General features: G+C 69.8%; 24 protein-coding genes. 14 read left to right on the top strand and 10 right to left on the bottom strand.

The window, feature by feature from the left end; translation table 11 throughout:
• Nucleotides 1–39: 39 nt before the first annotated feature.
• Nucleotides 40–2,730, top strand: a complete 2,691-nt coding sequence (locus HUW46_RS34925) for a LuxR family transcriptional regulator (RefSeq protein ID WP_215542994.1) — start codon at nt 40–42, stop codon at nt 2,728–2,730.
• Between the two features lie 3 nt (nt 2,731–2,733).
• Here HUW46_RS34925 and HUW46_RS34920 read toward each other — a convergent pair whose 3' ends face one another.
• Nucleotides 2,734–3,408, bottom strand: coding sequence for a helix-turn-helix transcriptional regulator (locus HUW46_RS34920; RefSeq protein ID WP_215542993.1), 675 nt, complete (start codon nt 3,406–3,408; stop codon nt 2,734–2,736).
• Between the two features lie 247 nt (nt 3,409–3,655).
• Here HUW46_RS34920 and HUW46_RS34915 point away from each other — a divergent pair, with 247 nt between their 5' ends.
• The 6 genes from HUW46_RS34915 to HUW46_RS34890 all read left to right on the top strand — a co-directional run bounded on the left by HUW46_RS34915 (nt 3,656) and on the right by HUW46_RS34890 (nt 11,157).
• Nucleotides 3,656–4,261: a DUF4360 domain-containing protein gene (locus tag HUW46_RS34915; RefSeq protein WP_215542992.1), complete on the top strand. Its 606-nt coding sequence runs from the start codon at nt 3,656–3,658 to the stop codon at nt 4,259–4,261.
• 314 nt (nt 4,262–4,575) lie between these two features.
• Nucleotides 4,576–5,244, top strand: coding sequence for a response regulator (locus HUW46_RS34910; RefSeq protein WP_215542991.1), 669 nt, complete (start codon nt 4,576–4,578; stop codon nt 5,242–5,244).
• Nucleotides 5,245–5,471: 227 nt separating this feature from the next.
• Complete coding sequence (locus HUW46_RS34905; RefSeq protein ID WP_215542990.1) at nt 5,472–5,654, top strand: hypothetical protein; 183 nt, start codon at nt 5,472–5,474, stop codon at nt 5,652–5,654.
• A gap of 68 nt (nt 5,655–5,722) precedes the next feature.
• The gene (locus HUW46_RS34900; protein ID WP_331477167.1) at nt 5,723–6,115 is read left to right on the top strand and encodes a helix-turn-helix domain-containing protein; all 393 of its coding nucleotides are present in this window, start codon (nt 5,723–5,725) and stop codon (nt 6,113–6,115) included.
• Nucleotides 6,116–6,290: 175 nt separating this feature from the next.
• Nucleotides 6,291–6,932 (top strand): lamin tail domain-containing protein, encoded by a 642-nt coding sequence (locus HUW46_RS34895; RefSeq protein ID WP_215542988.1) that lies wholly within the window; start codon nt 6,291–6,293, stop codon nt 6,930–6,932.
• 271 nt (nt 6,933–7,203) lie between these two features.
• Entirely contained in the window at nt 7,204–11,157 is a 3,954-nt protein-coding gene (locus tag HUW46_RS34890) for a S8 family peptidase (RefSeq protein ID WP_254125194.1), read from the top strand.
• Here the strand turns inward: HUW46_RS34890 and HUW46_RS34885 are convergent.
• The 4 genes from HUW46_RS34885 to HUW46_RS34870 all read right to left on the bottom strand — a co-directional run bounded on the left by HUW46_RS34885 (nt 11,132) and on the right by HUW46_RS34870 (nt 14,534).
• Nucleotides 11,132–12,157 carry a helix-turn-helix domain-containing protein gene (locus tag HUW46_RS34885; protein WP_215542986.1) on the bottom strand — a complete coding sequence of 342 codons (1,026 nt, stop codon included), beginning with the start codon at nt 12,155–12,157 and terminating at the stop codon, nt 11,132–11,134. The genes HUW46_RS34890 and HUW46_RS34885 overlap by 26 nt on opposite strands.
• Nucleotides 12,158–12,259: 102 nt before the next feature.
• Nucleotides 12,260–13,771, bottom strand: coding sequence for an EAL domain-containing protein (locus HUW46_RS34880; RefSeq protein ID WP_215542985.1), 1,512 nt, complete (start codon nt 13,769–13,771; stop codon nt 12,260–12,262).
• The gene (locus HUW46_RS34875; RefSeq protein ID WP_215542984.1) at nt 13,768–14,307 is read right to left on the bottom strand and encodes an RNA polymerase sigma factor; all 540 of its coding nucleotides are present in this window, start codon (nt 14,305–14,307) and stop codon (nt 13,768–13,770) included. Before HUW46_RS34875 ends, HUW46_RS34880 begins: the two co-directional genes overlap by 4 nt.
• Entirely contained in the window at nt 14,304–14,534 is a 231-nt protein-coding gene (locus HUW46_RS34870; RefSeq protein ID WP_215542983.1) for a hypothetical protein, read from the bottom strand. The genes HUW46_RS34875 and HUW46_RS34870 overlap by 4 nt, the downstream gene beginning before the upstream one ends.
• A gap of 858 nt (nt 14,535–15,392) precedes the next feature.
• On the opposite strand from HUW46_RS34870, the gene HUW46_RS34865 reads away from it, so the two are divergent.
• Both HUW46_RS34865 and HUW46_RS34860 read left to right on the top strand, forming a co-directional pair.
• On the top strand, nt 15,393–17,666 hold the full coding sequence (locus HUW46_RS34865) for a tetratricopeptide repeat protein (protein ID WP_215542982.1): 2,274 nt from the start codon (nt 15,393–15,395) through the stop codon (nt 17,664–17,666).
• A gap of 77 nt (nt 17,667–17,743) precedes the next feature.
• Nucleotides 17,744–18,046 (top strand): ANTAR domain-containing protein, encoded by a 303-nt coding sequence (locus HUW46_RS34860; RefSeq protein WP_215550535.1) that lies wholly within the window; start codon nt 17,744–17,746, stop codon nt 18,044–18,046.
• 156 nt (nt 18,047–18,202) lie between these two features.
• Here HUW46_RS34860 and HUW46_RS34855 read toward each other — a convergent pair whose 3' ends face one another.
• On the bottom strand, nt 18,203–18,757 hold the full coding sequence (locus tag HUW46_RS34855; RefSeq protein ID WP_215542981.1) for a TetR/AcrR family transcriptional regulator: 555 nt from the start codon (nt 18,755–18,757) through the stop codon (nt 18,203–18,205).
• Between the two features lie 104 nt (nt 18,758–18,861).
• Here HUW46_RS34855 and HUW46_RS34850 point away from each other — a divergent pair, with 104 nt between their 5' ends.
• The 3 genes from HUW46_RS34850 (at nt 18,862) to HUW46_RS34840 (ending at nt 23,072) form a co-directional block, all read left to right on the top strand.
• Nucleotides 18,862–20,379: an MFS transporter gene (locus tag HUW46_RS34850; RefSeq protein WP_254125193.1), complete on the top strand. Its 1,518-nt coding sequence runs from the start codon at nt 18,862–18,864 to the stop codon at nt 20,377–20,379.
• A 132-nt stretch (nt 20,380–20,511) separates the two neighbouring features.
• The gene (locus HUW46_RS34845; protein WP_254125191.1) at nt 20,512–21,381 is read left to right on the top strand and encodes a class I SAM-dependent methyltransferase; all 870 of its coding nucleotides are present in this window, start codon (nt 20,512–20,514) and stop codon (nt 21,379–21,381) included.
• Nucleotides 21,382–21,818: 437 nt separating this feature from the next.
• A complete protein-coding gene (locus HUW46_RS34840; protein WP_256451393.1) occupies nt 21,819–23,072 on the top strand; it encodes a helix-turn-helix domain-containing protein in 1,254 nt (417 codons plus the stop codon).
• Between the two features lie 7 nt (nt 23,073–23,079).
• Here HUW46_RS34840 and HUW46_RS34835 read toward each other — a convergent pair whose 3' ends face one another.
• Complete coding sequence (locus tag HUW46_RS34835; RefSeq protein ID WP_215542979.1) at nt 23,080–23,589, bottom strand: helix-turn-helix domain-containing protein; 510 nt, start codon at nt 23,587–23,589, stop codon at nt 23,080–23,082.
• Nucleotides 23,590–23,649: 60 nt separating this feature from the next.
• Here HUW46_RS34835 and HUW46_RS34830 point away from each other — a divergent pair, with 60 nt between their 5' ends.
• Together HUW46_RS34830 and HUW46_RS34825 are read left to right on the top strand one after the other, a co-directional pair.
• Complete coding sequence (locus tag HUW46_RS34830; protein WP_215542978.1) at nt 23,650–24,003, top strand: hypothetical protein; 354 nt, start codon at nt 23,650–23,652, stop codon at nt 24,001–24,003.
• Nucleotides 24,004–24,067: 64 nt separating this feature from the next.
• Nucleotides 24,068–24,280 (top strand): hypothetical protein, encoded by a 213-nt coding sequence (locus HUW46_RS34825; protein ID WP_215542977.1) that lies wholly within the window; start codon nt 24,068–24,070, stop codon nt 24,278–24,280.
• 38 nt (nt 24,281–24,318) lie between these two features.
• On the opposite strand, the gene HUW46_RS34820 is transcribed toward HUW46_RS34825, so the two are convergent.
• The 3 genes from HUW46_RS34820 to HUW46_RS34810 are packed head-to-tail and all read right to left on the bottom strand — an operon-like array spanning nt 24,319 to nt 26,556.
• Nucleotides 24,319–24,765: a nuclear transport factor 2 family protein gene (locus HUW46_RS34820; RefSeq protein WP_215542976.1), complete on the bottom strand. Its 447-nt coding sequence runs from the start codon at nt 24,763–24,765 to the stop codon at nt 24,319–24,321.
• A 34-nt stretch (nt 24,766–24,799) separates the two neighbouring features.
• Nucleotides 24,800–25,669 (bottom strand): TIGR03619 family F420-dependent LLM class oxidoreductase, encoded by an 870-nt coding sequence (locus HUW46_RS34815; RefSeq protein ID WP_215542975.1) that lies wholly within the window; start codon nt 25,667–25,669, stop codon nt 24,800–24,802.
• A gap of 26 nt (nt 25,670–25,695) precedes the next feature.
• Complete coding sequence (locus HUW46_RS34810) at nt 25,696–26,556, bottom strand: ATP-grasp domain-containing protein (RefSeq protein WP_215542974.1); 861 nt, start codon at nt 26,554–26,556, stop codon at nt 25,696–25,698.
• Nucleotides 26,557–26,773: the final 217 nt, after the last annotated feature.

Raw genomic sequence — 26,773 nt, 5'->3', positions numbered from 1 at the left:
GGGGCCGCGGCTCCCGGGTTCAAGCGGAGGCAAGTCCTGGTGCGAATCGTTGGCCACCGAGCGGAACTTCGCGAGATCGGCCGGGTGACGAGCGCGGCGGCCGCGGGGCGCGGGGGTGCCGTGGTGGTCGCGGGCGAGGCCGGTATCGGGAAGTCCACGCTGCTCGACGCGGCGGTGGAGGGGCTCGACGGCTTCACGGTGCTGCGGGCCACGGGCACGGAGCTGGAACAGGACCTGCTCTACGCGGTACTGCACCAGTTGTGCGCTCCACTGCTCGAACACCGGCACAAGCTCCCCGACGTGCAGCAGCAGGCCCTCGAATCGGTGTTCGGCCTCGGCACCCGCACCCCGCCCGATCCGCTGATGATCGGGTTCGCCGTGCTGGGGCTGGTGCGGGAGGCGGTGCGCGAGCGGCCGGTGTGCTGCGTGGTGGACGACGCCCAGTGGGTGGACGAAGCCTCCCGGCGCGCGCTGGTCTTCGTCGCACGGCGGGTGACCGCGGAGCCGGTCGCGCTGGTGTTCGCCCTGCGCGACGCCGGTTCGGTCGCCGGGATCGCCGATCTTCCCCGGCTGACGCTGGCCGGTCTCGACGACGAGGACGCCCGCTCGCTGGTGAGCGGGGAAGCGCGAGCCGGGATCGACGACGACGTGGTCGAGCGCATCCTGGCCGAAGCGCGCGGGAATCCCTTGGCGCTGCTCGAATTCGCCCGCCACGGCGGGCCGTTGGGCGTGCCTGGCCCGCACCGTTCCCGCACCAGCGTGGTGGAAGCGCTGGAAGAGCAGTTCGCCACCCGGTTCGCGCACCTGCCGGAAAGCGCGCGGCCGCTGGTCGTCCTCGCCGCGGCGGAGCAGGTCGGTGACATCGGCCTGCTGAGGCGTGCCGCTGAGCGATTGGGGCTGACCGACGAGGGATTCACGCTCGCGGAGGACGCCGGGCTGGTGAGCTTGGGCCCGCGGCTGCGGTTCCGGCATCCGCTCGTGCGCTCGGCCGTGTACGCGTCGGCGTCGGCGGAAACGCGGCGAAGGGTGCACGGCGCACTCGCGGACGTGACCGATCCGGACACCGACTCCGACCGCCGGGCATGGCATCGCGCCCACGCTGTCGTCGATGCCGACGAGGGCCTCGCCGCGGAACTGGAGCAGTCCGCCGACCGCGCGCGCCACCGCGGCGGGTACGCGGTGGCCGCCGCGTTCATGGAACGAGCGGGCGAGCTGACCCCCGCCGCAGACCGCAGGGCCGCGCGCCTGCTCGCCGGTGCGCGGCTGCGGCTGCAGGCCGGGTCGCCGAACCAGGCGCGCGCACTCGTCGCCCGCGCGGAACGCCACCAGCTGGACGACCGGGGCAGCGCGATGGCCCGCCTGCTGCGCGCGCGGATCGAGTTCCAGGTCAGCCACAGCCCGCAGGCGACGGCCGCACTCGTCGACGTGATCTCGGAATCCGCGCCGGAGCAGGCGAGCGAGGCCTACCTGGAAGCGTTCACCTCGTTCATGTACAACGAAAACGAGCCAGGCAGGCTCAACGACCTCGGCACCCGCATCCGCGAGCGGCTGGCCGGGCGGACCCCGGACCGCCCGGCGGAGTTCCTGCTCGACGCGCTGCTGGACCAGATCATGCTGCCGGTCGACCGAGCGGTACCGGCGATGCGCATCGCGGCGGACGCCTGCCGCGGCGCGTACGGCGAGACGGCCCCTTGGCGCGTGAACCTCGCCTGCCAGATCGCCATCGACCTGCACGAAGACGTGCTGATGGAGGAGATCGCCGATCGCCAGGTGGAGGTCGCGCGCCGCGACGGCGTGCTGGCGACCCTGCCGCAGGCACTGCGGTACCAGTCGGTCGCCAGGGTCTCGCTCGGCCGGTTCGACGACGCGGCCGCCAGCCTCGACGAAGCGCGCACAATCGACGAGGCGGCGGGCACCATTCCGGTCGTGGGGCCCGAACTCGTGCTCGCCGGGTTCCGCGGGGACGTCGAGCGCTTCCGCCGGCTCGCCGAGCCGATGGGCCGTGGCGAAAGACCGCTCGAAATCGCCGGTGAGCAATACGCGTCGGCGGTCCTGCACAACGGGCTGGGCGACTACGAAACGGCACTGGAGTCCGCGCTGGCCGCGCAGCGAAGGCACCGGGCCGGTTTCTACTCCATCTGGGCCGTCTACCCCGAGCTCGTCGAAGCCGCGGCCCGCCTCGGCCGTGCCGCGGACGCCGCCTACGCCATGGACCACCTGGAAGCCCTGGTGCGCGCGAACCCGGTCCCCTGGGCGGTCGCCGAGCGGCTGCAGGCACGGGCGTTGCTCGAACTCGACGACGACCCCGAACCTCTGTACCGGGAAGCCATCGACCACTTCGCCCGCACCAGGATCACCGTGCTGCACGCCCGCGCCCACCTGACCTACGGCGAATGGCTCCGCCGCGAGAACCGGCGCGCCGACGCGCGGGAGGAACTCCGCACGGCGCACGACATGCTGGTGCGCGCGGGTGCCCGCGCCTTCGCCGACCGGGCCAACCGCGAGCTGCTGGCGACCGGCGAGCAGTCGCTCAGACCCGACCGCGGCGCGCTCGACCAGCTCACCGCCCAGGAGCAGTTCATCGTCGAGAAGGTGGTCGGCGGGGCGACGAACAAGGAAGTGGCCACGATGCTCTTCCTCAGCACCCGCACCGTCGACGCGCACCTGCGCAACGTGTACCGCAAGCTCGGCATCTCCTCGCGCCGCCAGCTCCGCGACCTGGTCCGCTGACGCTCAGATGAGACCGGCGCGCAGGGCGAAGGCGACGGCGTGCGCGCGATTGCGGAGGCCGTGGCGCGCGGTCACCTCGTTCACCACGTTCTTCACCGTGCTTTCCGAGTAGTTGAGCCCCGTCGCGATCTCCTCCGTGCTGTGCCCTTCCGACAGCATCCGCAGCACGTCCCGCTCCCGTACCGACAGGCCGGAGAGGGTGAACCCCCGCGGTTCGAGCACGTCCCGCCGGATCGTCTCCAGCTGGTCCAGCAGCTGCGCCTGCAACCAGGACGGGAAGACCCCGTCCCCGTTCAGGACGGCGAGAATCGTCCGCACCAGTGCGTCACCGGTGATCCTGGACGACGGCAACAGCGCGGCCATACCGCAGTCGATCGCCGCGACCACCGCGTCGGCCCGGAAGGAGTCGGTGACCACCACGCACCGCGGCAGCGGTTTCGACCGCGCCGCCGCGCGAACCTCGCGCAGCAGCGGAAGCACTCCTCTGGCGGTACCGGCCTCGGCCACCACGATCACCTCGGCGAGCGCGAACTCGTCTTCCGCGAGCACCTTGACCCGCGGGTCCGCACCGAGAAGGGTTTTCACCCCGAACTCGGTCACCGGATCCGACGCGCACACGGCCACTCCGACCACCGTGACCGGCGAGACCGGTCGTGTCAGCACTGGGGAACCCCGCATGAGACTCCTTCCTCAAGCCCGCTCGTGCACGATGGCACCGGGCGCGGGCGGCGCGCGTCGGTAGGCGAGTAGGTAGAAGTCGCCTATTCGCGGCGATGGCGCGGGGCAGCCGCACCGAGGCTGCGGCGCCCGACCGGCTCAGTGGCCCGTCGACACGGGGCGCCAGTGCGGTGAACCGAATGGAGGACAATTCTTTCGCCGCGCCCGAGCGCTAAAATAACTCAATTTACCCGCGGAAGGGAACGCCATGACCACCATCATGACGGTCGCCAGTTTAATCACTTCACTGCTCGCCCCGCCACCACCGGCCACCGGACCGCCGACCGGCAGGGTCGTCATCGACATCATCACCGTTAATGGCAGCGGTTGCCCACCGGGAATGGCCTCCGTCGCCGTCGCGTCCGACAACACGAGCGTCGTCGTCACATATCCCGGCGCCGCCTCGGCGGCCGACGAACGGCACAACTGCCAGGTCCGTCTTCTGATCCACCCACCAGCGGGTTTCACCTACACCATCACCGAAGCGGACTACCGCGGATATCTCTTCCTCGACAACGGAGTGCGGGCCGCGCTGTCGATGAACTACTACCTCCGGGGCGCACCCTCGCCACCGGTGACCCGTTCGTTCACCGGCCCGCTCGCGACCGAATGGCAGATCGTCAAAGCACCGGATATCCCGTCCCCTGTTCCCTGCGGGGAGACACCCGTTCTCGATTCCACCGCGGAAACGCGGTTGGCCCCGAGCACCCCCGATCCGAGGACCAACTTCGCGACGCTGGAGTCCACGACCTTCCGGCTCACCTGGACGACCTGTCCCACGCCGACGCCGGAGGCAACCGGCCGGAGAAATTGACGGCGGACGCGCCCGGAAAGCGCAACTGATTCCGCTGTTCGGGCGCAGAAGGACCCGCATCCGCACGAACATATGCACATTCGTCCGACAGGTTGAATTTTATACCGTTCCTTCGTCTTATGCCCATCGATTCACTCGATCACCGGTTGCCACCCCCAATCCCGACGCGAGAGGGTGGGCTAATCACGGCGATTCGTCCAGGTGAGGAGTGACTTTCGGTGGAGCGAGGCGGCTTTCGTTTTGGTGCCGGGCATGGGGTGCGACCGACTTCACAGCCCAGGCAGGGTGTCCGGCGATAAAAAACAAGGAAAGCCATGGACAGCGTCACGGCTCTCGTAGTAGACGACCAGCCACTCATCAGGTACGCACTCCGCCTGCTGCTGGAGGATTCGACCGAAGCGCGTGTGGTGAACGAAGCGGGCACGGAACTCGAGGCGATACGCCAGTGCGAGAACAGCAGCCCGAATATGGTCATCACCGAGCTGTCGATATCGGGAAAGCCCGCCGGCGCCGGTATCTGCCAGTTCGCGAAGGAACACCTCGACCGGGCGGCGGTGCTGGTGTTCGCGAGTGACTCCTCCCCCGCGGCCGTCGCCACGGCGCTGAACGCGGGCGCGGACAGCTTCGTGCACAAGTCAGTGAGCGGCAAGCAGCTCATCTCGGCGGTGCGGTCGACCTTGGCCGGTCGCCGGGTCTGGGTGCTCGGCGGCGGCACGTCCTCACCGGCGGGAGAAGCCGCACGGTATTCGAGCGCGATGACGAAGCGCGAAGAAGAAGTGCTCGCGCTGATGCTCTGCCGGTGGTCGAACGACGAAATAGCCGCGGAACTGCACCTCGCGAGGCAGACGGTGAAGAACCACGTCAGCCGGATCCTGCGGAAGCTGGACTTCGGCAGCAGGCGCGAGCTGTTCCGCTCGCTCCGCTCCGACCTGGACCCGTGCCCGGCGCCGGGGCCGGAAGAACGGCTGGGAGCCGGTGACTGACGCACCGGCCGCCGAACGGGACCCGCGGTACCCGGATGACGCTGCGTCCGGTACTCATCGCGTCCTGTGCACATCGTCTCCTGTTCGTAACCTCTTCGTGGTGAGCGCATCAGCAGGGAAGGCCACGCGCGAGGCGGCCGACGACGGTGACGGGTTCGCCGAAAACCCGCGTACCAAGGGAAAACTGGCCCCGTGTGTGGTCGTCGCGCTCGCGGGAGGATGGGCACGTGGCCATGTTCAGTGCACCGTTCCTGGTCCTCCCGCTCGCCGGGGCCCCCGCCGAGGGGGCCGGTCGTCCGCTGATCGAGATCCACGAGGTGCTGGACCGGCGGCGGACGCGCGCCGACAGCGTCGCAGGGGACGCCGACGACCACCGAACTGATTTCCCGTTCGTGCCACCGGCTGACTGAGCCCGTGGCATCCGGTCTCCTCGAGGTGGAAGGGTGACGAGTCACCGTGTCCGGCGAATTCACCGACGGTGGACGTGCCGTTCACCTCTCCGGCGCCGCGAGAGCACCACCGGAGAAGAATCGTCCCCGGAATCACCCTGGCCACCCCGACGAGAAAGGTAATCGTTGTGCCCGCAACGAGTACGGGCCGGAAAGGACGGGTTCGCCACCCCGTGTGCGAACTGATCGCCACGCGCAGAATCGCCAAAGGCTGGTCCCAGTGCGAGCTGGCGACGAAGTTACACGCCATGTCCGGGAACGACAGCGTCACCCGGGAGGAGGTTTCCCGCTGGGAGCGGGGAAAACGAATTCCCGGCCCCTATTGGCGACAATGGCTCAGCAACGCACTGGACACCTCCTGCCATGAGCTCGAACTGGCGGCCGCCGTAGCGAGGAACCACCGCCGCTGCCAGGACGACTGACCGGAAGAATACGCGGCAGTACAGCGGAGTACCTGCCGATTGGCCCCTTACCGGCAGGATCCCGGTGCACGCATACTGATCAAGCCGGAAACGGAAACCTTCACCAGGTTTTCCTTTTTTACTGCGTGCCCCCCGGCGAACAAAACACCGACGATGTTCTGGAAAGGAATTTGTCATGCGTCGAATCTTTGGTGCGTCCGCGGTGCTGGCGATCGTGGCGATGGGCTCGGTGGCCGGTGCCGCCAGCGCGGCCGACCAGACCGGCTCGAAGGGCCCCGAGGTGCAGCCGATGGTGTCGTCCTCCGTGGTGGTCAACGAGGTTTCGACCCGCGGCGTGAACGGCCCGCTCGACGAGTTCATCGAACTCCGCAACGTTTCCAACAGAACGGTCGACCTGACCGGGTACACCATTCGCGTCTACAGCTCGTCGAACACCGTGCTGGACACCATCCAGCTGCCCGCGGGCATGGTCCTGCAGCCCAAGGGCAACGCGGGCCAGTTCGTCGTGCTGACCGGCCAGAACTTCTCCGGCACCATTTCGGACCAGACGAACACGCTTCCGTTCTACCTCAACGGTGTCGAGGGCATCCCGTCGAACGGCGGCGTCGCGATCCACAACCAGGTCGGCAGCAAGCTCGACGGTGTCGCGTTCAGCGCCGGCGTGACCGCGGCCAAGGAGGGCCAGCCCGCGCTGCCCGAAACGGCGATCACCGAGCAGCTGTCCGCGTCGAACGCCAGGGACATCGTCAGCACGGACACCGACAGCAACCGCGTGGACTTCTCGCTGCACGTGCGCACCCCCGGCGAGATCAACTGACCGACTCCCGTACCCGCGGGGAACCACCGAGCACCCCCGCGAATCAGGGCCCGAGCCGCCACCAGCGGCTCGGGCCCGTTCGCTGGCGGGATGTCGCCAACGGCGACAACCCGCCAGTAAAAATCATGTGCTTCCGGTAACACCTGGCTCATCCTCGGAAAACCACTTCCGCACCGGCTACTCAGTTGGCCAGGTGGTACCCGAGGAGAGTGACATGGTGCCAAGGCGTTCCGCTCGCCCCGCCCTCCGCCCGCGTCGATCGACCTGCCTGGTGGCTACCGCCGTCTTGCTGCTGTCGCCGTTCTCCCCGGCGGCGGCCGGGCCCACCTCGCCCACCGCGGCACCGGTTCGGAGCGCTCAGCCCGACGCCCGCCGGGTCACCCTGCTCACCGGCGACGTCGTGACCTACCAGCCGGACGGCGCGGGGCACGGCTCCGCGCAGATCGAAGCCGCCGAACGGCCGGACCGGCCGCGTCCGGCGTTCCAGATCCTCACCACGGCGGACGGCCTCATGGTGTACCCGTCGGACGCGCTGCCGCTGATCACGAGCGGCCTGCTGAGCCGGGATCTGTTCAACCTCACCGAACTCGTCGCCGACGGGCGCGACGACGCGAAGAACCCCACCATCCCGATCATCGCCAGGTACGGCGCCGGGACCGGCCTGTCCGCGCAGTCGCTCGACGCGAAGGCACGGCCGCTCCCGCACGTCAGGCGACTCCTTCCACTGCCCACTGTGGACAGTGTGGGCCTGCTGGTGGAGAAGAGCGGTACCGGCGAGTTCTGGCGTTCGCTCGTCACGGCCGGTCCCGGCGGCAAACCCGCGCTGCGCAACGGTATTTCGCGCATCCAGCCGGACCGGAAGATCCGGGCAGCCCTGGACAAGAGCACGGTGCAGGTCGGCGCGCCCGCCGCGTGGGCCAAGGGGCTCACCGGAGCGGGCACCACGGTCGCGGTCGTCGACAGCGGTATCGACGAGCAGCACCCTGACCTCGCCGGGAAGACGGTGGGATCCGCGGACTTCAGCGGTGAAGGCGACATCGTGGACCGGTACGGGCACGGCACGCACGTCGCGTCGATCATCGCGGGCACCGGCGCGGCGTCCGGCGGAAAGTACCGCGGCGTGGCTCCCGACGCGAAACTGTTGGTGGCCAAGGTGTTCGGCGCATCGGGGGAAAGCGACACCGCGCAGGTGATGTCCGGTGTGGACTGGGCCGTCGGCCAGGGCGCGAAGGTGGTCAACCTCAGCCTCGGCGCCGGGATCAGCGACGGCGCCGACCCGCTGAGCGAACAGGTCGACACGCTATCCGCCAAGAACGGCACCCTGTTCGTGGTCGCCGCGGGCAACTCGGGGCCGGGCGAGCGCACCGTCACCACACCCGGTTCCGCCGCGGCCGCGCTCACCGTGGGCGCCGTGGACCGGGACAACTCCATCGCCTGGTTCAGCAGCCGCGGGCCTCGCCTGCGCGACGCGCTGGTCAAACCGGAGATCTCCGCTCCCGGCGTCGGAATCGTCGCCGCCCGTGCCGCGGGCACGTCGATGGGCGAACCGGTGGACGACTTCTACACCAGGCAATCCGGTACCTCGATGGCGACCCCGCACGTCGCGGGTGCCGCGGCGATCCTGCTGCAGCAGCATCCCGGCCTGTCCGGGAGCGCGCTGAAGGACATCCTGGTCAGCACTGCCAAGGACGTGGGCCTGCGCTGGTACGAGCAAGGATCGGGGCTGCTCGACATCGCCAAGGCCGTCGGCCAGGAGGCGACCGGCACCGCGGTGGCCAGCTTCGGCCGCCTCGACCGCGCGACCGGTGCCGCGCCCGCGGCACGGCCGCTGACCTACACCAACACCGGCGACCAGCCGTTGTCGCTCAAGCTCGACCTGAGCGTGCGTTCCTGGGACGGCGACGCCAAGCCCGTCACCGGGTTGCGGTTGTCGAGCGCCGAGGTCACGGTCCCGCCGAAGTCCACCAAGACCGTCACCCTCACCAACGATCCCGGCGAAGGCCGGTCCGGTGTCTACGGCGGCGCGGTGGTGGCCGCGACGACGGACGGGAAGGTTACCGTGCGCACCGCGATGAGCACCTACAACGCGGCCCCGTTGTTCCCGGTGACGCTGCGGGTGACCGATTCCGCGGGCGCCCCGGCCGATCTGGCCGCGATGCAGCTGATCGACGACGCCAACGGTGCGGGCAACCGCAACGACCCGTTCCTCGACCAGGTCAGCCAGCAGGTCGACCTGGTGAACGGCACCGGCAGGGTCGCCGTGCCCGCCGGGTCCTACTCCGCGCTGGGCTGGGTGGTGGAAAGCGGTTCGGCGCAGCGCCGCTGGTCCGCGCTGAGCGTTGCGGAGGTCCCGGTGTCCGCACCGACCGAAATCAAGCTGAGCGCGCAGGGCGCCGTCCCGGTGCGGCTGGTGACGCCCACGCCGACCGATCAGCGGGACCGCACGGTCATGCTGCGGCGGGCGATCCCGGCGGCACCGGGCGGGAACGGGTACGTCGGGGAAGCGGGGCTGTCCGCGGGCAGCGGCGACTGGGACGTGCGCGTGACCCCGTCGGCACCGGCGAAGAAGGGCGCGATCTCGTTGCAGGACTCCGCGACGCTGGCACAGGCGGCCGTCGACCTGTCGGTCGCGGGCACGACGACCGCGTTGCACCCGGCGTACGACGTGCCGTCGCTGACCGCGAGCCTGCCGGGCAAGCGCACGCTGCCGGTCGTGTTCGGCGGGGACGGCAGCGCGGCGGCGCTGAACGGTCTCGATGTGCGAGGAAAGGCGGTTCTGGTGCGGATCCCGGTCGCGGCGGACCCGGCGTCGGACGTCTTCCTCGGCGCGACGAACGCGGCTCGCGCGGCGGCGGCCGCCGGTGCGGCGGTCGTGCTGCCCTACGCCGAGGCGGCGAACTCGTCGCCCATCGCCGGTCTCACCGGTACCGTCCTTTCCCTTTCCCAGGCCGAAGGCGAGGGCCTGCGCGCCAAGGCGGCGGCCGGCGCCACTTCGGTGGACCTGCTCATCCGCTCGGCTCCCGACGCGATGTACAACCTCAGCTACCTCGACGGGAACGGCGTGCCGAAGGACCACGTCCGCCAGGTCGATCCGAAGGCACTGGTGGCGACGAAGACCAGCTACCACGCCGACCGGCCGGGGTTGAGCGGGCAGAAGAACTGGTACGCCTTCCCGACCGGGCTGTGGAAGACGCAACCGGTGCAGGGTACGAAGATCCCCGTGCCCGGCACGTGGACGGAGTACACCGGCCCCGGTGACGACCGGCAGGTCTGGAAGCGGGTGGTGACCCTGTCCGGGAACGACGACACCGGCAAGCGCGCGTCGTTGTCGATGAACGACTACAACATCTACCGCGCGGGTGAGCCGCCGAGGCCTGGCGAAGACTGGTTCCAGTCCACAGTGCACAGTACGGCCGCGGAACTGGCACCGGACCACCCGTCCCGCTACCCGGCCACCGCCGCCGGATGGACGATGCTGTGCTCCCTGTGCCGGGGCGGGACCGATCCCGACCTGTTCGTCCCGGCGCTGCAGTGGGCGGACGGCCGGTCGGCTGGCCACTTCACGAGTCCGTACGAGAACGCCCGGTACTTCACCACGACGACGGCCAGGATGTTCCACGACGGGGCGGAAATCCCGCGCGACAACGGGAACGACCCGCTCGCGCTGTTCCCGGTGTTCCGGCTCTCGCCGTCGCCGGGGGTGTACCGGCTGGACGTCACCGACGTGTTCTCCCCGCAGGCGCAGGTCGGCGCGCCGAGCACGGTGCTGTTCGGAAACGCCACCCGTACCGACACGTCGTGGACCTTCGCCTCGGCGAGGTCGACGGCCGCGCCACCACCGGGTTTCTCTTGCTACGGCGCGGGTTCGTGTGCGTTCCAGCCACTCATCCAGCTGGACTACCGGTTGCCGCTCGACCTTTCCGACCGGGCACCGGCCGGGGTTCCATTCACCTTCGACGTGGTCGCCGCTTCCCACTCCGGGGCGAAAGGCGGCGGCCCGGTGACCTCGCTGCGGGTCTCGTCGTCGGCCGACAACGGCGCGACCTGGTCCGATGCCACCGCCAAACCGCAGGGCGGCGGACGGTGGTCGGTGACCGTGGCGAACCCCGGTACGGCGGGGAGTGCGGTGTGGTTGCGGGCCGAAGCCCGCGACGGCTCCGGGAACACGGTCGAGCAGACCGTCCAACGGGCCTACGCGATCAGCGGCCAACCGGGTTCGCGGTGACCTTCTTTCCTTGCGGTGGCTGGGCTTCCGGCAGGGTGACCCAGCCACGCGCCGCCGCGCGGAGGCCGGCCTGGAACCGGGTGTGCGCACCGAGCGCGGCCATCAGCGCCCGCAGCCGCCGCTGGTAGGTCCGGTAGCTCAGGCCGAGCTGCTTGGCGATGCTCCGGTCGGGCATCCCGGTGGTGAGCAGTGCGAGCAGCCGCGCGTCCTCCACCGGCACGGCGTCCGGTGCCTGGCTCGCGGAACCGGGTAGCCGCAACGGAAGCCCGTCCCGCCACAGGCATCCGAACAGCGCGGTGAGCGCGTCGAGGAGCGCGCTGGGGTGGACCACGAGCGCGGCGCCGATCATGGCCTGGTCCGAGCGCAACGGCACCAGGCCGACCTTCCCGTCCACCACGATCAGCTTCACCGGGGCACCCGTGACGACCCTGGCCTCCTCGCCGAGCGCGAGCCCCTCCTCCAGATCCGAGGCGAGGTCGTGCAGTTCGAGCGCGGTCCGGTCGTAGATCCCGCGGAACCGGACGCGGCGCCCGAGCAGATCCCGCTCGGCGGGGTGCAGGACGCTCGGCGGCTGCGCGTAGGGCGGTTTGTCGACGAAGACGACTTCGTGCCGTGCCGAACGCAGCAACTCGTCGGCCCGTTCGGCGATCAGGTCGGTGCCGCTGACGACCTCGACGAGATCGGCGGGGCGCAGGCCGCCCGGTGCCCCGTACCGGTCGCGCAGGTGCTCGGCGATCACCCGCGCCCCGGCGAGTTCCTGTTCCTTCCGCCGGAGCAGTGCCTCGACCGCGATCTCCGGCCGGATCGGCGCGTACGCCCGAGGGGTACCGGGAAGCGTTGCCAGCAAACCCTTTTCGACCAGTGCGCGCAGGACCGGGGTCAGCCGCTGCCTGCTCATCCCGGTTTCGCCGCTGAGTTCGGCCAGCGTCCTCGGCCCGGTGCCGGCGAAGGCGGCGTAGACCTCGACGTCGACTTCCCGCAGACCGATGATGTCCAGCACGTCGCACCTTCACAGCACCGCGTTCCGGCGTTCGACCGACACTACCCCCGCGGGCGCGCGGCAACAACGCGCGCTGGCCCCGGTTTCCGGTGATCGGCGGCGTCACTGCGCCGCGCCGGGCAGGCCGCGTTGCGCGGGCAGTCCCAGCGACGGCCCCGGTTCCGCGTCGGCGGGGCCCCGCCAGAGCTGGTTGGCGGTGATCCCGGCCGCGGTGACCGGGTTTCCGTGCGGGGTGGTGTGCAGATCGTCGCCCCTGCCGAGGCCGTGGCGCGCGGTGCCGATCGTGGTGTCCTCGGCGAGCAGCTGGATGCCCAGTGCGCGTGCCGTGCGGATCAGGGCGTTGGGGATGACGGTCTTGCGGAACTCTTCGCGGTCGGCGCGCTTCTTCTCCTCGCTGCAGTTGGCCGGCGGCGGCAGGTCCTTCGTGCTGTATTCCGCGAGGGTGCCGACGATGTCGGAGCGGATGACCAGGAGCCGCCAGGGGTGCCGGGCGAGCACCGACAACGGGGTGTCCGGATGGCCGTACCCGGTCAGCGCGAGCCCGACGCCGAGGCCGTGGAGTTCGGCGAGGTGCGCGTCGATCCCCGCGACGTCGCTCAGCGCGGTGTGCGGGATGCCGAGCACGAACAGCTCCGGTGGTGCCGCGCTCCGCTGGAGCGCGGCGGGCAGCTCCTCGCTCAGATAGCGGTCCCGCAGGATCTGCTCGGACACGTCGAGCAGGCAGAACAGGTCCGGATCCTCGGGGCCCCGTCCGGCGGTGTGCCAGAGCGCGAGGTCGTGGCCGAGCGCGGGCAGGGTGTGGTCGAGCACGTGGTGCGACAACCTGGTGGCGTCGGCGAGATCGCCCAGCACGTCCAGCGGACGCGCTTCGCCGGTCTCGTCCGTCCAGGCCGGGATCGCGCGGGTGCCCGCGACGGTGAACCGGTCGACGCGGCGGATGTGCTTGTGCAGCAACGTGAACTTGCCCGCCGCCAGTGCCGCGCGAGCCGCGGTCAGCTCCGCGAGCAACCCCGTCACCGCCCTCGTGCCCGGTGCGGCTTCCGCCGTCCAGCGCAGCACACTGGTCTCCGGCAGCCCGACGCGCGCGACCGCGATCGCGTCCTCCTCGGTCGTGACGACCGGCGCGAGTCCGAACTGCGGCTGGACGACCGCCTGCTTGCCGCCGAGCGAGAACGGCTCCGACAACCCGGCCGTGAGCGCCCGCAGCGCCGAGGGCAGGTCGTCGAGGTGCGAAGGCCACATCGACACGACGAGGTCCCGGCCGTCGCCGCCGAGCTGGATCGGGAACAGCGGTCCCAGTACCGCCGTCACGCGGTCGGCGAGCACCGGGCGGACCACCGCGGACAGCACGGGGCCCGGCACCGCGGCGTCCCACCGCGGCAGCGCGGGGATGCGGATCACCAGCACCACCCCGGCTTCCGGGGCGGGTTCGGTCCGGGGCGCCCCCGCATCGGCGCCCTTGGCGGCGGGCTCGGCGAGGTCGCGCTCGACAGCGGCGAGCAACGCGCGCTCGGCCGACGTGGACGGCGCGGTGACCATGCGCACCAGCAGTTCGATCCCGTGGTCCGGATCGGCGCGCAGGAGGCGGCGGCGCAGGCGGCGTAACAAGGTCATCGGTTTCCACCTCCGGAGGACGGTCCGCGGCCCATCGCCGCGAGTTTCTTTCGGGCCTCGGCCCGGTAGCGGCGGACGGTGGACGGCCGCACACCGAGCTCGTCGGCGACCTCGGCCGGGCTGCAGCCGAACCACGGCAGCAACAGCGCGAGGAACTGTTCGCGGGGCAGCTTGGTCAGCTGCTGCAACGCCGTCCGCATCTCGTAGTGGTCCTCCGCGCTCACCACCGCGCTCCACAGCGGCTGGTCCCGTTCATCGGGTTCAACCGGCAGTTCACGGGCTCGGCGCAGGGCGCTGCACGCCCGGTTGTGCGCCACCTTCTTCGTCCACGCCAACCGGTTCCCCTTGATCGCGGTCCAGTTCCGCCAGAGCACGAACAGCGCCTCGGCGGCGATCGCCGCGTAGTCGTGGTACGGCGCTATCCCTTGCGCGTAAAGCACGAGAGCGTCGCGGTGCTCTTCGTAGAACTCCTGGAACGCTGCCAGATCTCGCGCGGTCCTGGCGCAGTGCGGAAACGGATGGGGGCCCGCACTCACGTCCCCGAAGCCCCGCGACCGCGCACCAGCAAGTCGACGCTCGCGGTCTTCACCCGCAGCTCGACCTGTCCGCCCGCGGCCAGCACCCGCACCGCCAGCGCCACCGCACGCCGCTGCTGCGCCAGCCAGACCGCCGACCGCACCAGTGCGGCGGACATCCGCCACAGCCGCCGACCGGTCAGCACCGTGACCACGGTCGCGACGGCGGTCACCAAGCACATCGCCACGTGAAAATCCTCTCGAACTCGGGAAGGGGACCAGGGGCGCCGGACCGCGCCGCCACCCCTTTCACGCTCCCACTGGTGCGAGCGTGCACCGAGTTCACCCGAACGTGGCCGGATGGGCGTGTCACAGCCGCGACCGGCCACCCGCGAAGCAGCCACGAGAGGATGAGAGCACGGACAGCCTTTTCACGAGTTCGGCGCGTAGTCGTACCGATCGGGCTGTGACACGCACCGCCACGATCGCCGATATTCCCGCGACCCACCAGTTCTGATTCGAGGACAATTCCAGGAAACTGTTTCCTGGAAACGTCGCATGGTCAACACTTGTCCGCGCGACGAGAAGCGCCGAATACTGGACGAGTGCGTGTCACAGCGGATGCGAAGGGCTGGGGAGGCCTTCGGCCAGATCGCACAGGTGGACACAACCGACCGGTATTCGAGGACGGAGTGAGCGGTCGCCGCTGTGACACGCACACCCCGGACACGATCGCTCCACCCAGATCCTCGCGCCGCCACACTCCTCGATTATGGTGTGCTCAGATGAGCAGAGCGATACTCGCAAGTAACCTCGTGGTGGCCTTTCACCTGCGTTGACAGTCGTCACATGAGCGATTCAGGTCCACAAGCGTTGTGTACTGTTGTACAGGTACGATGGGCGCACCGTCCGCCGCCGGCCGCGCGACGAGCACCTCCGCGCCACACCGTGAAACCCGTTGATGACCGCCGTGCGGTCATGCCGAGTCAAGGAGAATTGGCTAGTCCCGTGGTTTTCCCTGTTCCCGTTCGCACGCGTACTGCGACATTTTCATCAGATTTCCGCGCCGGTTTCCCATTTCCTCTCCCCCACGCGGGGGAGTTTTGATGCCCGGGACGGAGTTGAACATCGGCGGCGGTAGTGCGTTCAGCCGCGAGGTCGCCCGATTGCTCGCGCAACGTGGATTGTCCTGGCGCAAGCTGGCCGATCTGGTCGATTACACACCGAGCTGGCTGAGCAAGGTGAAGAACGGCGCCCCGCCTTCCGCGGAACTGGCTCAACGCTGCGACGAGGTACTGGAGGCGTCGGGCCGGTTGATCGCGCTCGCGCAGGCGAAGCCGGAACGGCCCGCGCACCTTCCCGCGGTCACCGCGTTCTTCACCGGCCGCGAACGGCAGCTGCGGCAGCTGGACGAGGCACTGACCACCCCGCTGTGGTCCGGCGCGTCCAGGATCGTCGCGATCGACGGCTCACCGGGTGCGGGCAAGACGACGCTGGCGCTGAGGTGGGCCCATGACAACGCCGCGCGGTTCTCCGGCGGACAGCTGTACGTGAACCTGCGCGGCTACTCCTACGACGGGCCGCCGGTACGAGCCGGGGACGCGCTCGAGGAGTTCCTCGTCGCGCTGGGCATGCCGGCGAGCGAGATCCCGAGCGCCGCGGAGAGCCGCGCGCGGCTTTACCGGTCGTTGCTGTCCGGCTCGCGGGTGCTCGTGGTGCTCGACAACGCGGCCCATCTCGACCAGGTGGAACCGCTGCTGCCCGGGACCGGCGAATGCGCGGTGATCGTGACGAGCCGGAGCCACCTGCTCGGCCTCGGCGTGCTCACCGGCGCCCGCCGGGTCACGGTCGGGCCGATGTCCGAGGAGGAGTCGTTCGCGATGCTCAGCACCGTCGCCGGGGCAGAGCACGCGAGGTCCGAGCCGGAGGCCCTGCGCGCACTCGCCCAGCAATGCGCGCACCTGCCGCTGGCGCTGCGCATCGCCGCGGAGCGCGTGGTCACCGGTTTGGACCAGCACGTTTCCGAGCTCGTCGCCCAGATGCGCACCGGGGGTCTCGACCTGCTCGACCTCGACGAGAGAACCGCCGTCCGCACGGTCTTTTCCTGGTCGTACCGCGCGTTGCCCGCCGAGTCCGCGCGAATGTTCCGGTTGCTCGGCCTGCACCCGGGGCGGAGCGTCAGCACGGCGGCCGCGGCCGCGCTGACCGGCACCTCCGAAGCGCACGCGCAGCGGCTGATCGGCGCGCTGGTCAGCGCGCACCTGGTGGAAACCGCCGGCAGGGACACCTACCACGTGCACGACCTGCTGCAGCGCTACGCCAGGGAACTCACCACGGCCGTGGACGCGCAGGCCGAGCGCACCGAGGCCGTGCGCGGCCTGGTGACGTGGTACCTGCGGATGGCGATGGCGGCCGCCGCGCGGATCGCGCCGTACCGCACCGTCGCGCACGCGGTCACGCTGCCCGCGCAGGCCTCCGGCGAGATGCCGTTCGCCGATGTCCACACGGCATACCAGTGGTGCGAGTCTGAGCTGCGGAACTTCGCACCGGTGGCCCGGCTCGCCCTCGATCACGGGTTGGGCGATCTCGCCTGGAAGCTGCCGCTGGCGCTGTACGACTACTTCGTGGTCCGCAAGCCGTGGGCGGTCCTGATGTCCGCGGATGAGATCGCGCTGCGCGCCGCGAGGGCGACCGGGCGCACTCGCGAAGCGGGGTGGGTGCAAGCGCAGCTCGCGCTGGCCCACCTGTTCCTGCGCGACTACCCGCGGAGCCGGGACCTCTACGAGCACGCCCTCGACATCGCCCTGCGGACCGAGGACGAGCACGGGGAGGCATGGGCGGCGTACGGACTGGCCTGCGTCGCCTGCGAGACGGCCGAATACGACCGGGCGCGCACCCACGCCGAACGCGCGTTCGCGCTGTTCGAGCACCTTGGCGAACGGGACGGCCAGGCCGCCGCGTTGGCCACGCTCGGCGAAGTGCAGAGCCGGACCGGCGATCACGACACCGCGCTCGAAACCATCAAAAGCGCGTTGCGACTGTGCGAACAACTCCACAATGACCACGGCAGGGGACGCAAACTCGTCAAAATCGCGGAGATCCACCGATCGCGGGGAAAACCACGGGAAGCGCTGCGATACTTGGGCCTTTCCCTCGACGTCCGCCGAGAACTGCAGGACTACTGGGGTGAAGCCGACGTCCATTTGCGCAGCGGCGACATTCTCGACGAGCTGCTCCAATACCAGGACGCCTGCGACGAATGGCACGCGGCACTCATCCTGTACGAAAGCCTCGACGATCCCCGTGCCGCCGACGCGGCCGCCAGGATAGCGACCGCGCACTGCGGAGAACGCCGCACGCACGCCCCTTCGACGCCGTGAGCGCGCTCTGGCGCGTTCCCGCTGCGCTCGGCTTTACTGCGAGACACCACGCCCACTTCGTACGGCGGAGAACCGAAATGGAGACCACACCACACCAGGACCACGACCAGCCGGGAACCACGCTCGTGCACCCGGCGCCGCCCACCATGCCCGCGATCGAACAGGCCAAGGGCATGCTGATGCTCGCACGGGGCTGCGACGCCGATACCGCTTTCGGGATATTGCGGACGCTGTCGCAGGATTTGAACCTGAAGGTACGCGACATCGCCGTCGTGGTGACCGCGATCGGTTCCGGCGAGGCCGCGGTGCCACACCTGGCGAAAACCGTTGAAATAGTCCGCGGCCGACTTCAGGGACTCATGCGCGACGGACGACCTTGACCGCGATCCGATTTTCCGCGTTTTCTCCCCCGATCAACACTGGTGGCAGAGGAGCGGAGTGCCGGCCACGTCGACGCCGGGCAAGTGGTTTCGCGGAAGGGGCGAGGACATCGGATGTCCTGCCGCGGAGCCGCCTGCCCACGATCCGGCGGCGCCTCAGGGGCGCAGGACGGTGGTCAGCGCGGCGACGATCTCCCGCCGCGACGGCGCGGTCCGCTCGGTGAGCACCCTCAAGTAGAGCCCGTCGAGTAGCGCGGAGAGCGCGATCGCTTTTTCTTTGCCGACCAACTCCGCGAACACCGCCGTGGTGTACTCGGAGTATTCGGCGGAGACCTCCGCCATCGCGGGGTCGCGGAGCGCGAGGATGGTCAACTCGTATTCGACGACGATGTGCTCGCGGTACTCGCCGACCGCCTGACGCATCAGATCGGCCAGTTCCTCCGCGAGATCCGCCGCGGCGATCTCGCCGAGACCCTCCGCCCAGTCGTGCAACCAGTCGCGGTACTGGGCGAACAGGCGCCGCAACGCGGCCTGGCGCAGCTCGCTGAGCGTGGCGAAGTAGTAGGTGGTCGAGCCAAGCGGGACGTCCGCTTCCTTGGCGACCGCCCGGTGCGTCAGCCCCGCGACCCCGGAGGCGACCACCACCGTTTCGGCGGCGGTGAGGATCTTTTCCCGGCGCCCCGGATCCGACTGTCCCCGTCGCCCCGGCATCACGCACCTCCATCACGGCACAGGACTCGCTCCGGCCGGCCGTTCCGCACGATGTGTACTATAGTCCACATCGATCTGTACGCTAGTACACAAATGAGGCCGCCGTGACCGGAGCGGACGAATCCGCCACGCCGAGGGCCGGCACGCGCGAGTGGGTCGGACTCGTGGTCCTGATGCTGCCCGTGCTGCTGATCTCGGTCGACATGACCGTGCTCGGGTTCGCGATCCCGTTCCTCAGCGCAGATCTGCGGCCGAGCGGCCCCGAACTGCTGTGGATCGTCGACGTCTACTCGTTCCTGCTCGCCGGGCTGCTGGTGGCGATGGGCGCGCTCGGCGACCGGATCGGGCGGCGCAGGCTGCTGCTGTTCGGCGCGGCCGGATTCGGCCTCGCCTCGGCGCTGTGCGCCTACTCCTCCAGCCCGGAGATGCTCATCGCGGGGCGGGCGCTGCTCGGCGTGGCCGGGGCGACCCTCATGCCCTCGACGTTGTCGTTGCTGCGCAACATGTTCCTCGACGAGCGCCAGCGCCTGTTCGCGATCGCCACCTGGGGCTCCGCGTTCACCGCGGGCGAAGTGCTCGGCCCCACCCTCGGCGGCTGGCTGCTGCAGCACTTCTGGTGGGGCTCGGTGTTCCTCGTCAACCTCCCCGTCATCGCGCTCACCCTGATCGCGGTGCGGCTCCTCGTCCCCGAGTACCGCGACCCCGCACCGGGGCGGTTCGACCCGATGAGCGTCGTGCTGTCCCTCGCCGCGGTCTTCCCGGTCATTTACGGCATCAAGACCGCCGCCACCGGTGAGCACGTACCGCTGTCGCTCGCGCTGATCGCGCTCGGGCTCGGACTCGGCTTCGTGTTCGTACGACGGCAGAAACGCCTCCCCGATCCGATGCTCGACGTGTCCCTGTTCTCCGTCCGCCGGTTCACCACCGCGATCGGCGCCGATCTCGCCGTCGTGTTCGCGATGACCGGCATGCTGCTGTTCCTGCCCCAGCACCTCCAGCTCGTGCAGGGCATCGAGCCCGCCACCGCCGGGCTGCTGCTCGTGCCCGGCGCGGCGCTGTCCATCGCCGCGGGCTTCGCGGCCGCCGCACTGGCGAGGCGGATCGGTCTCGGCCCCCTCGTCGGCGCCGGGCTGCTGCTGACCGCGGCCGGGCTCGCACTGGTCGCCGCTTTGCGCTCGGCGCGCCAGATCCCGCTCACCCTGATCGCCTTCGCGCTCATCGGGATCGGCGCGGCCACCGCCATGACGCTCACGAACAGCGTCATCATGGCCACCGTGCCGCCCAACCGCGCGGGCGCGGCCTCGGCGATCTCCGAAACCGCGATCGAGTTCGGCGGCGCACTGGGCGTCGCGATCCTCGGCACCATCGCCACCGCCTTCTACCGCACCGGCCTCGGCGCGGTGCCCGGCATCGATCCCGTGTCGATGGACGCGGCACGCGACACCGTCGGCGCGGCACTGACCACCGCCGACACCGTCGGAGGCGCTGCGGGCGGCGCGCTCGCCACCGCCGCTCGCACGGCGTTCACCAGTGGCGTCACCGCGGCGGCCGCGATCGGCGCGGGGGTCCTCCTTGTCGTTTCGTGGTGGGCGGTGGCCGGTCTGCGGTCCAGGACCCGCTGAAGACTCCCCTGTTTCGCCGAACCGTCGCGTGATCAACACTTACGCCGGTCGCCGCGCAGAGCGAAGGTGGGTGCGTGTGTACGACTGAAGTTCAACGATGACAACCTGTTCGAACCCGGTGTTCGTTCCCGAGTGGACAGAGCGGTTCCGGTGACGCCCGGCTACGGCAGCAGGCAGGACCCGCACGCGCAGGCGCGCCAAGCCCGCGAGGCTCCCCTGCTCCTGGATTCCCTTTCGGCGTTCCAAGAGATCTTCGAGATCCTGTTCGCCCACCGACGGATCGCCGATGTCGTCGAAGTGGGCGTCGAGTCGGCCGCGAGCAGTTCCCGGTACACCGATCTCGGCGCGCTCCTCGTGCACTGCGTCGAGCCGCACCCCTCGGCCGAACTGCGCCGCGCCGTCGACGAAAACCCCCGGCTGCGCCTCGTCGAAACGCCGTCGCCCGCTGCGCTGGCCACGCTCCCCGCGGCCGACCTGTACGTGCTCGACGGCGACCACAACCACGCCACCGTCCGCGGCGAACTCGGCTGGATCACCGCCACCGCACCGGATTCGCTGGTGGTGGTGCACCACGTGCTGTGGCCGTGCGCCCGGCGCGACCTGTACTACCAGCCTTCGCCGCTGCGGCCGGACGAACGGCAGCCGGACAGCACCGACGGCCCGACCGTCTGGCACGACGAACTCACCCCCACCGGCTTCACCGGGCTCGGCGTGTTCACGTCGGCGGAGCGGGCCGGCGGTGAGCACAACGGCGTCCTCACCGCCGTCGAAGACACCTTGCGAACGCTGACGGATTCCTCGTGGCGCTTCGTCGTGGTGCCCGCGGTGTTCGGGCTGGGCGTCCTCTACCGCCACCGGTCCGCGGCCGACGACCGGCTCGCGCGCGCACTCGCCCCATACCAGAACTCGCGTCTGCTGTACGCCATGGAAAACAACCGCATCGCCCTGTACACCCGGCTTCTCCGGCTCCAGTCCGAAGTGGACTCCTTCGAAGCGGGTTGAGTCGCGAGGGCGAACGAAAGCGCGTGCCGCAACCCGGCCATCACGTTCCCGCGAATTGTGTCGAAGTGCTCACGGAAACTGCCGTGATACGCGATGTGGAACACCCCTTGCCCACGAATTCGAGTTGCGGCACGCATCAATTACTGTGCACCGAACCCGGAGTCGGGTCAAGGGTGATCCCGGGATTTTCCACGGAAACCCATTAGCAGCCAGATCCGGTTTCACACCAGGGCGCCACTGTGGCGGCAGCGCGGCGATCACCCGGCGGCAACCCGGTTGACCTCGACAAACCGGCTATCACAGCGATCTGACACCATCGTGGAAAATAACCAGGCAAACTCCCGTCGCGACGCCACCGAGAGTGGATTCCGCGAGGGGCACAATCGGCGCACCAAAGAGCGAGTACTCTTCGGCGAGATACGTCGGAGGAAAACGCGATGACACCCCGCACAAGACGAGACGCGCTTGTCGCACGCCGAGAGTCGATGGGCTACACACAGGAATCACTGGCCGAAAAGCTCGGCGTCGAGCACTCGACCGTCGGCCGCTGGGAACGCGGCACCCTGACTCCCCAGCCGTGGCGGCGGCCCGCGCTGGCGGAAGCACTCGCGGTTTCCCTCGACCGGCTCGACACGATGCTGCGACCGCGGGCACCGATGCCCCGGCCGCGCACGCGGGGAAGCACGGACGACGCCGTACCCGTTCGCCGCGGCGCGAACTCGCCGGACGACCTCGACCATCTCGTCGCGCACCTGAAGGACCAGTGGCACGTCCTGCTCCGGACCGATCGGACGTTCGGCCCCCGGATCGCCATGTCCTTCGCGCGCGGTCATCTCGCCGTGACCGAAGACCTGCTCGAGAGCGCACCCGACCGGCATCGCCGAGGACTCGTCGCGGTGGCCGCCACCTACGCGGCATCGCTGTCCTGGCTCTGCCAGGACGCGGGACGGATGCCCGCGGCGAGGTACTGGGTCGAGCAGGCCGCGAAATGGGCACACGAAGCGGGCGACGAACTTCTGCAGGCCTGGTGCGTGTTCCGGCGCGGCAGCCACGCCGCCGACGCTCGCGACGCCGCGGAGACGATCAGGCTGGCACAGGCCGCGGCTCGCTGGAAGGACCACCTGCCGTCACCGATACGGGCGGCGATAGCGCAGCAGGAGGCGCACGGCTACGCGCTCGCCGGTGAGGAGCTGCTCGCGCACCGAACCCTCGACGTGGCGCACGAATTCGCCGCACTGCACTCCTCCGGCGAGCCGCGCGGCCACGGGGCGTTCTGCACCGAGTCCTTTTTGGAGCTGCAGCGGGCGCACTTCTGGACGGAACTGGGCAAACCCTCGCGCGCGGTCGCGCTCTACGAAACGGCGCTGCCGTCGTTGGCACCGGCGTACCGACGCTGCCGCGGCTTCGCACTCGGCCGGTACGCCCGCGCACAGCTGGAAGCCGACCTGGTGGAAGAAGCCGCCCACACGGCCGAAAAGGCGCTCGTCATCGCCCACAGCGTCGGATCGGTGCGGACCGAGCGCGAGGTCAAGCACACCGAACAACGACTCCGCGCCTACCCCGAATTCGCACTGACCCACCAGCTCCGCCGGATCCTGCCCGCGTTTTCGGCGAGGGCGGTACCGGAACCCGAGCCGGACGGAGCGTTCCCGGTCCGTCCTCCGTGGACTCGTTCCGACGAACCGCACTGACCCGTCGTCAGACGAGCCGCGGTTCCTCGCATTCCCGCAGCGCGCCCAACACGGCCGTGAGCTGCTCCGAAGTCATCCCGACCACCTCCCCGAGCGCGGCCAGCGCGGGCGCGCTGAGCGACTCGACACCGCACCGGAGACCACTGTCCTGGGCGGCGCGAACCGCGGCCCAGTGCCGCAAACCGGCGAGCCGGGGATCGGAACTCGTCGCGAGCCGCCACAGGTCGACCTCGACGTCGTCGCCGGGACGGCGGAAGAAGGCCCGCTCGGTGGCGCGATGGAGCACGTCATGCGGCGACGCGTCCATCGCCGCGCAGATCCCGACCAACCGCGCCACGGTCAGTCGCCGGATGCCCTGTTCGTAGGTCGACAACGCTTGGAGCGAAACGACTTCTTCGGGGTGCAACCGCCGCTGGAGTTCCACTCTGGTCCACCCGCGCGCACGTCGGCTCGCTCGCAGCTCCTCACCCAGCACCCGTGCGAATTCGTCCAGTTCAGCGCGGTTCGGGGGACGCATGACTTGCTTTCTGCCACCTTCCAGCGTGCGCGGAAGACTCCGCGCACCAACGAAAAACCCGTGCGGCGAGTGAACAGCATGGAGCGGAACAGCACCAGAGCGCACGTGCGGCGGCCATCGGGCGTTCCCGAGGCGGACGCGGTCCAGGTGATTACCGGAATCGTCCACGGGTCACCGCTTGCCGCCCCGCCGGATCCCGGCGAGGCTCGGCTGGACCGGCTGGCTCGGCAACCGGGCCGCCACCCGACGGGAATGGAGGAACCCATGTGGGCACCGGTGTCCATCGCCCTGTTCATCGGGCTCGTCGGCAACCTCGCGCGCGACCACGCGGGGACCGCCGTACCGTTCGGAATCGCGCTGGTGGCCGTACTCGCCTTCGTGCTCCGGCGCAGGGCACGGCCGTCGGCAGAGTGACGCGTTCACCCGCGAGATGGCCCTTGCGCTGTGCCGCCCGGCCGGACGTGGCACGCTGGCGGCCATGACCACCTACCACGCACTGAACCAGGCGGCCATCCTGGCGCAGGACCTCGAGGCGAAGGGCTTCCTCGGGACGGTCGGCAAGATCGCCGCGGCGACCATCATCTTCTTCATCGCGATCGGCCTGATCGTGGGCCTGCTGCTCGGTTTCTTCATCGGCAGGGCCGTCGGCAGGCGCCAGTCGCAGCCGCGCAACAGCGACCAGAACTTCTGAGCGGATCGGGGCCCCGCGCCGTGGGCCCCGATCCGGGGTCAGTCCGTCACCTCGCGCGCGGTCGCCATCGCGCGCTCGGTCTCCCAGAAGGCCCGCATCGACCGCACCAGGCCGTCTTCGCCGACGCGGTAGACGAACACGCCGTCGGTGTCGACGCGGTACCCGCCGGGCAGGAACGTCGTGATCGTGCCGACGTTCGCCACCTCGTCGCCCACGGCGTGCGAATCGCGAATGGTGAACACGAACCGCTCCACGTTCGCGATGGTCAGGTCCCAGAACGCCGAGATCCCTTCGCGCCCGTGGTGCCCCTTGCCCTCCTCGTCGAACATCGAAGGCCCCACCGGGTCCTCGATCACGGCGTCCGGGGCGAACAGCGCGAGCCATTCTTCCTTGGCACCCCGCGTCACGGCGTCCATCGACCGCCACGCGGCGACCCTCGCCGGGGGCTGATCGGCTTCCGGGTCCCAGCACACTTCCACGCCCACGACGGCCTCCTCGGAACTCGGCTCGGTACTTGGCTCAGAACTTGGCGATGATCTCCGCGCCGAACTTGCGCAGCGAATCTTTCTTCGCGGCCAGATCGGCGTCGAAGCCGAGCCCGTCGAACACCCACGGCATGGTGATCACGTCGGTGACCCCGATTTCCGCCTGCTCGCGGTACCCGTCGAGACCGAACCGGTCGATGCACACCGCCTGGATCTCGAACGGCTCGTCGGCGCGTCCCTGTTCGGCGCGCAGCTCACCCAGCCTGGTGATCGTGGTGCGGAGGTCCTCGAGCTTCATCATCGCCGACGACCAGCCGTCCCCGACCCTGGCCGCCCGCCGCAGCGCGACTTCCGTGTGCCCGCCGACGTAGAACGGCACCCGCGACGGCGGCGTCGGGCTCATGCGCAGCTTCCCGAAGTCGAAGAACTCGCCGTGGTACTCCACCATGCCGCCGTCGAGGATGAGCCGCAGCACCTCGATCGCCTCGTCGACGCGCTTTCCCCGCCGCTCGTAAGGCGCGCCGCACCACTCGAACTCCTCCGGCGACCAGCCGACGCCGAGCCCGAGCCCGAACCGCCCGCCGGTGAGCGCGGCGGCCGAGTTGACCTGCCTGGCGAGCAGGACCGGGTTCCGCGAACCGAGCTTGAGCACCGAGGTGTAGAACCCGATCCGCTCGGTCACCGCCCCCATGGCCGCGGCCGCGACCAGCGGATCCACCCACGGCGTCTCCTCGGTCCAGAAGCGGCTGCCGTCCGGGGTGTACGGGTAGTCGGCGGACACCTCCTCGGAGTAGAACAGCGAGTCCGGCAGCACGATCGAGGAGAACCCGCACTCCTCAGCCGTGCGCGCGAGCTCGGTGAGCTGATCGACGGGGTTCATCGCGACGGAGAGGGAGAACTTCATACCGCCGGACTATAACGTGTTCTAGTTTACTCGGCCAGTGCTCGCCGCTCCGTGGCCGCGAGGAGTGCTTCGACCAGCGCGCCGGGATCGGCCGAGGCGGGCAGATCGCTCACCTGCCCGTCGCCGACCTCCACCACGCGCCACACCCCGTCCGCCCGCGCGGCGAGATCCGTCGTGACGAAGCGACAGCCCAGCGCGGCCACCGCGGCGCGAACACCGGTGAGATCCGGTTCGGCGAACTCGTCCGGAGTGTCCGGATGGGCCCCGGTGAACACCGGTTCGCCGTCGAGCCACCACACCCGCGCCTCGGGCCCCGTGAACGGTTCGTAGGCACGCACCACGACACCGCCCGCGAGGAAATCGCCCTGCAGTTCGACCATCCTGCGCGCGACCGCCGTCAGCCGCGCGGTATCGGCGAGATCGGGCACGTAACAGGCTTCGTGCCATTCATGTTTGCGGGACTTGACGTAGTCCTTGACGATTCCCTTGCCACCAAAGGGAACCGTGAGCGCGGGAAGCTCACCGGGCCGCGACGGAAACCACGCACTCGCCGGAGTCAGCTCAGCGAAAACCTCGTACCAGCCGGGAAGCTCGTGCGCCCGCCGGTATTCCGCCGCGGTGGTGCACAGGTGCACGCCGCGGTCGGCCACCGCCTCGGCCACGGCGCGGTACCGGTCGACCGGCAGCATCCAACCGCGGTACCAGGCCGCACCGAGATCGCGCGGCACCGTGGCGACGGCCTCCGCCACGTCACCGCGCATCGCGGCGTCGTGATCCAGTTTCCCGACCACTCCGCCACGCTCGGTCACCGCCGCGGCCTCCGCGGCGAAGTGCGGGTCGACTCGACGCGGTGACAACGGATCGCGGCAGTACAGGACGGCGGCCATGCCAAGAGCCTGCGATCCGCACGACCCCGGTGCAAGCCGGTTTCTCCGCGTGAGGCAGACCACCGTTCGAGCGTGATCCACGCCACCGAAGCGCAACCCGGTCACCGTCCGTCGCATCCGCGCGCGCCGAGGTCGACCGGGAAAACGTTGCCGTATAACGGTTTCCCGCGTTGTTGCACGGATCACGGGGCCCGCGGAAACCGTGCTCGCAATTCGT

It is taken from the genome of Amycolatopsis sp. CA-230715 (genome assembly GCF_018736145.1).
Lineage (GTDB): Bacteria > Actinomycetota > Actinomycetes > Mycobacteriales > Pseudonocardiaceae > Amycolatopsis.
Note: the sequence above shows the minus strand (reverse complement) of the source record. Positions and strands in the feature narration are given on the sequence as shown.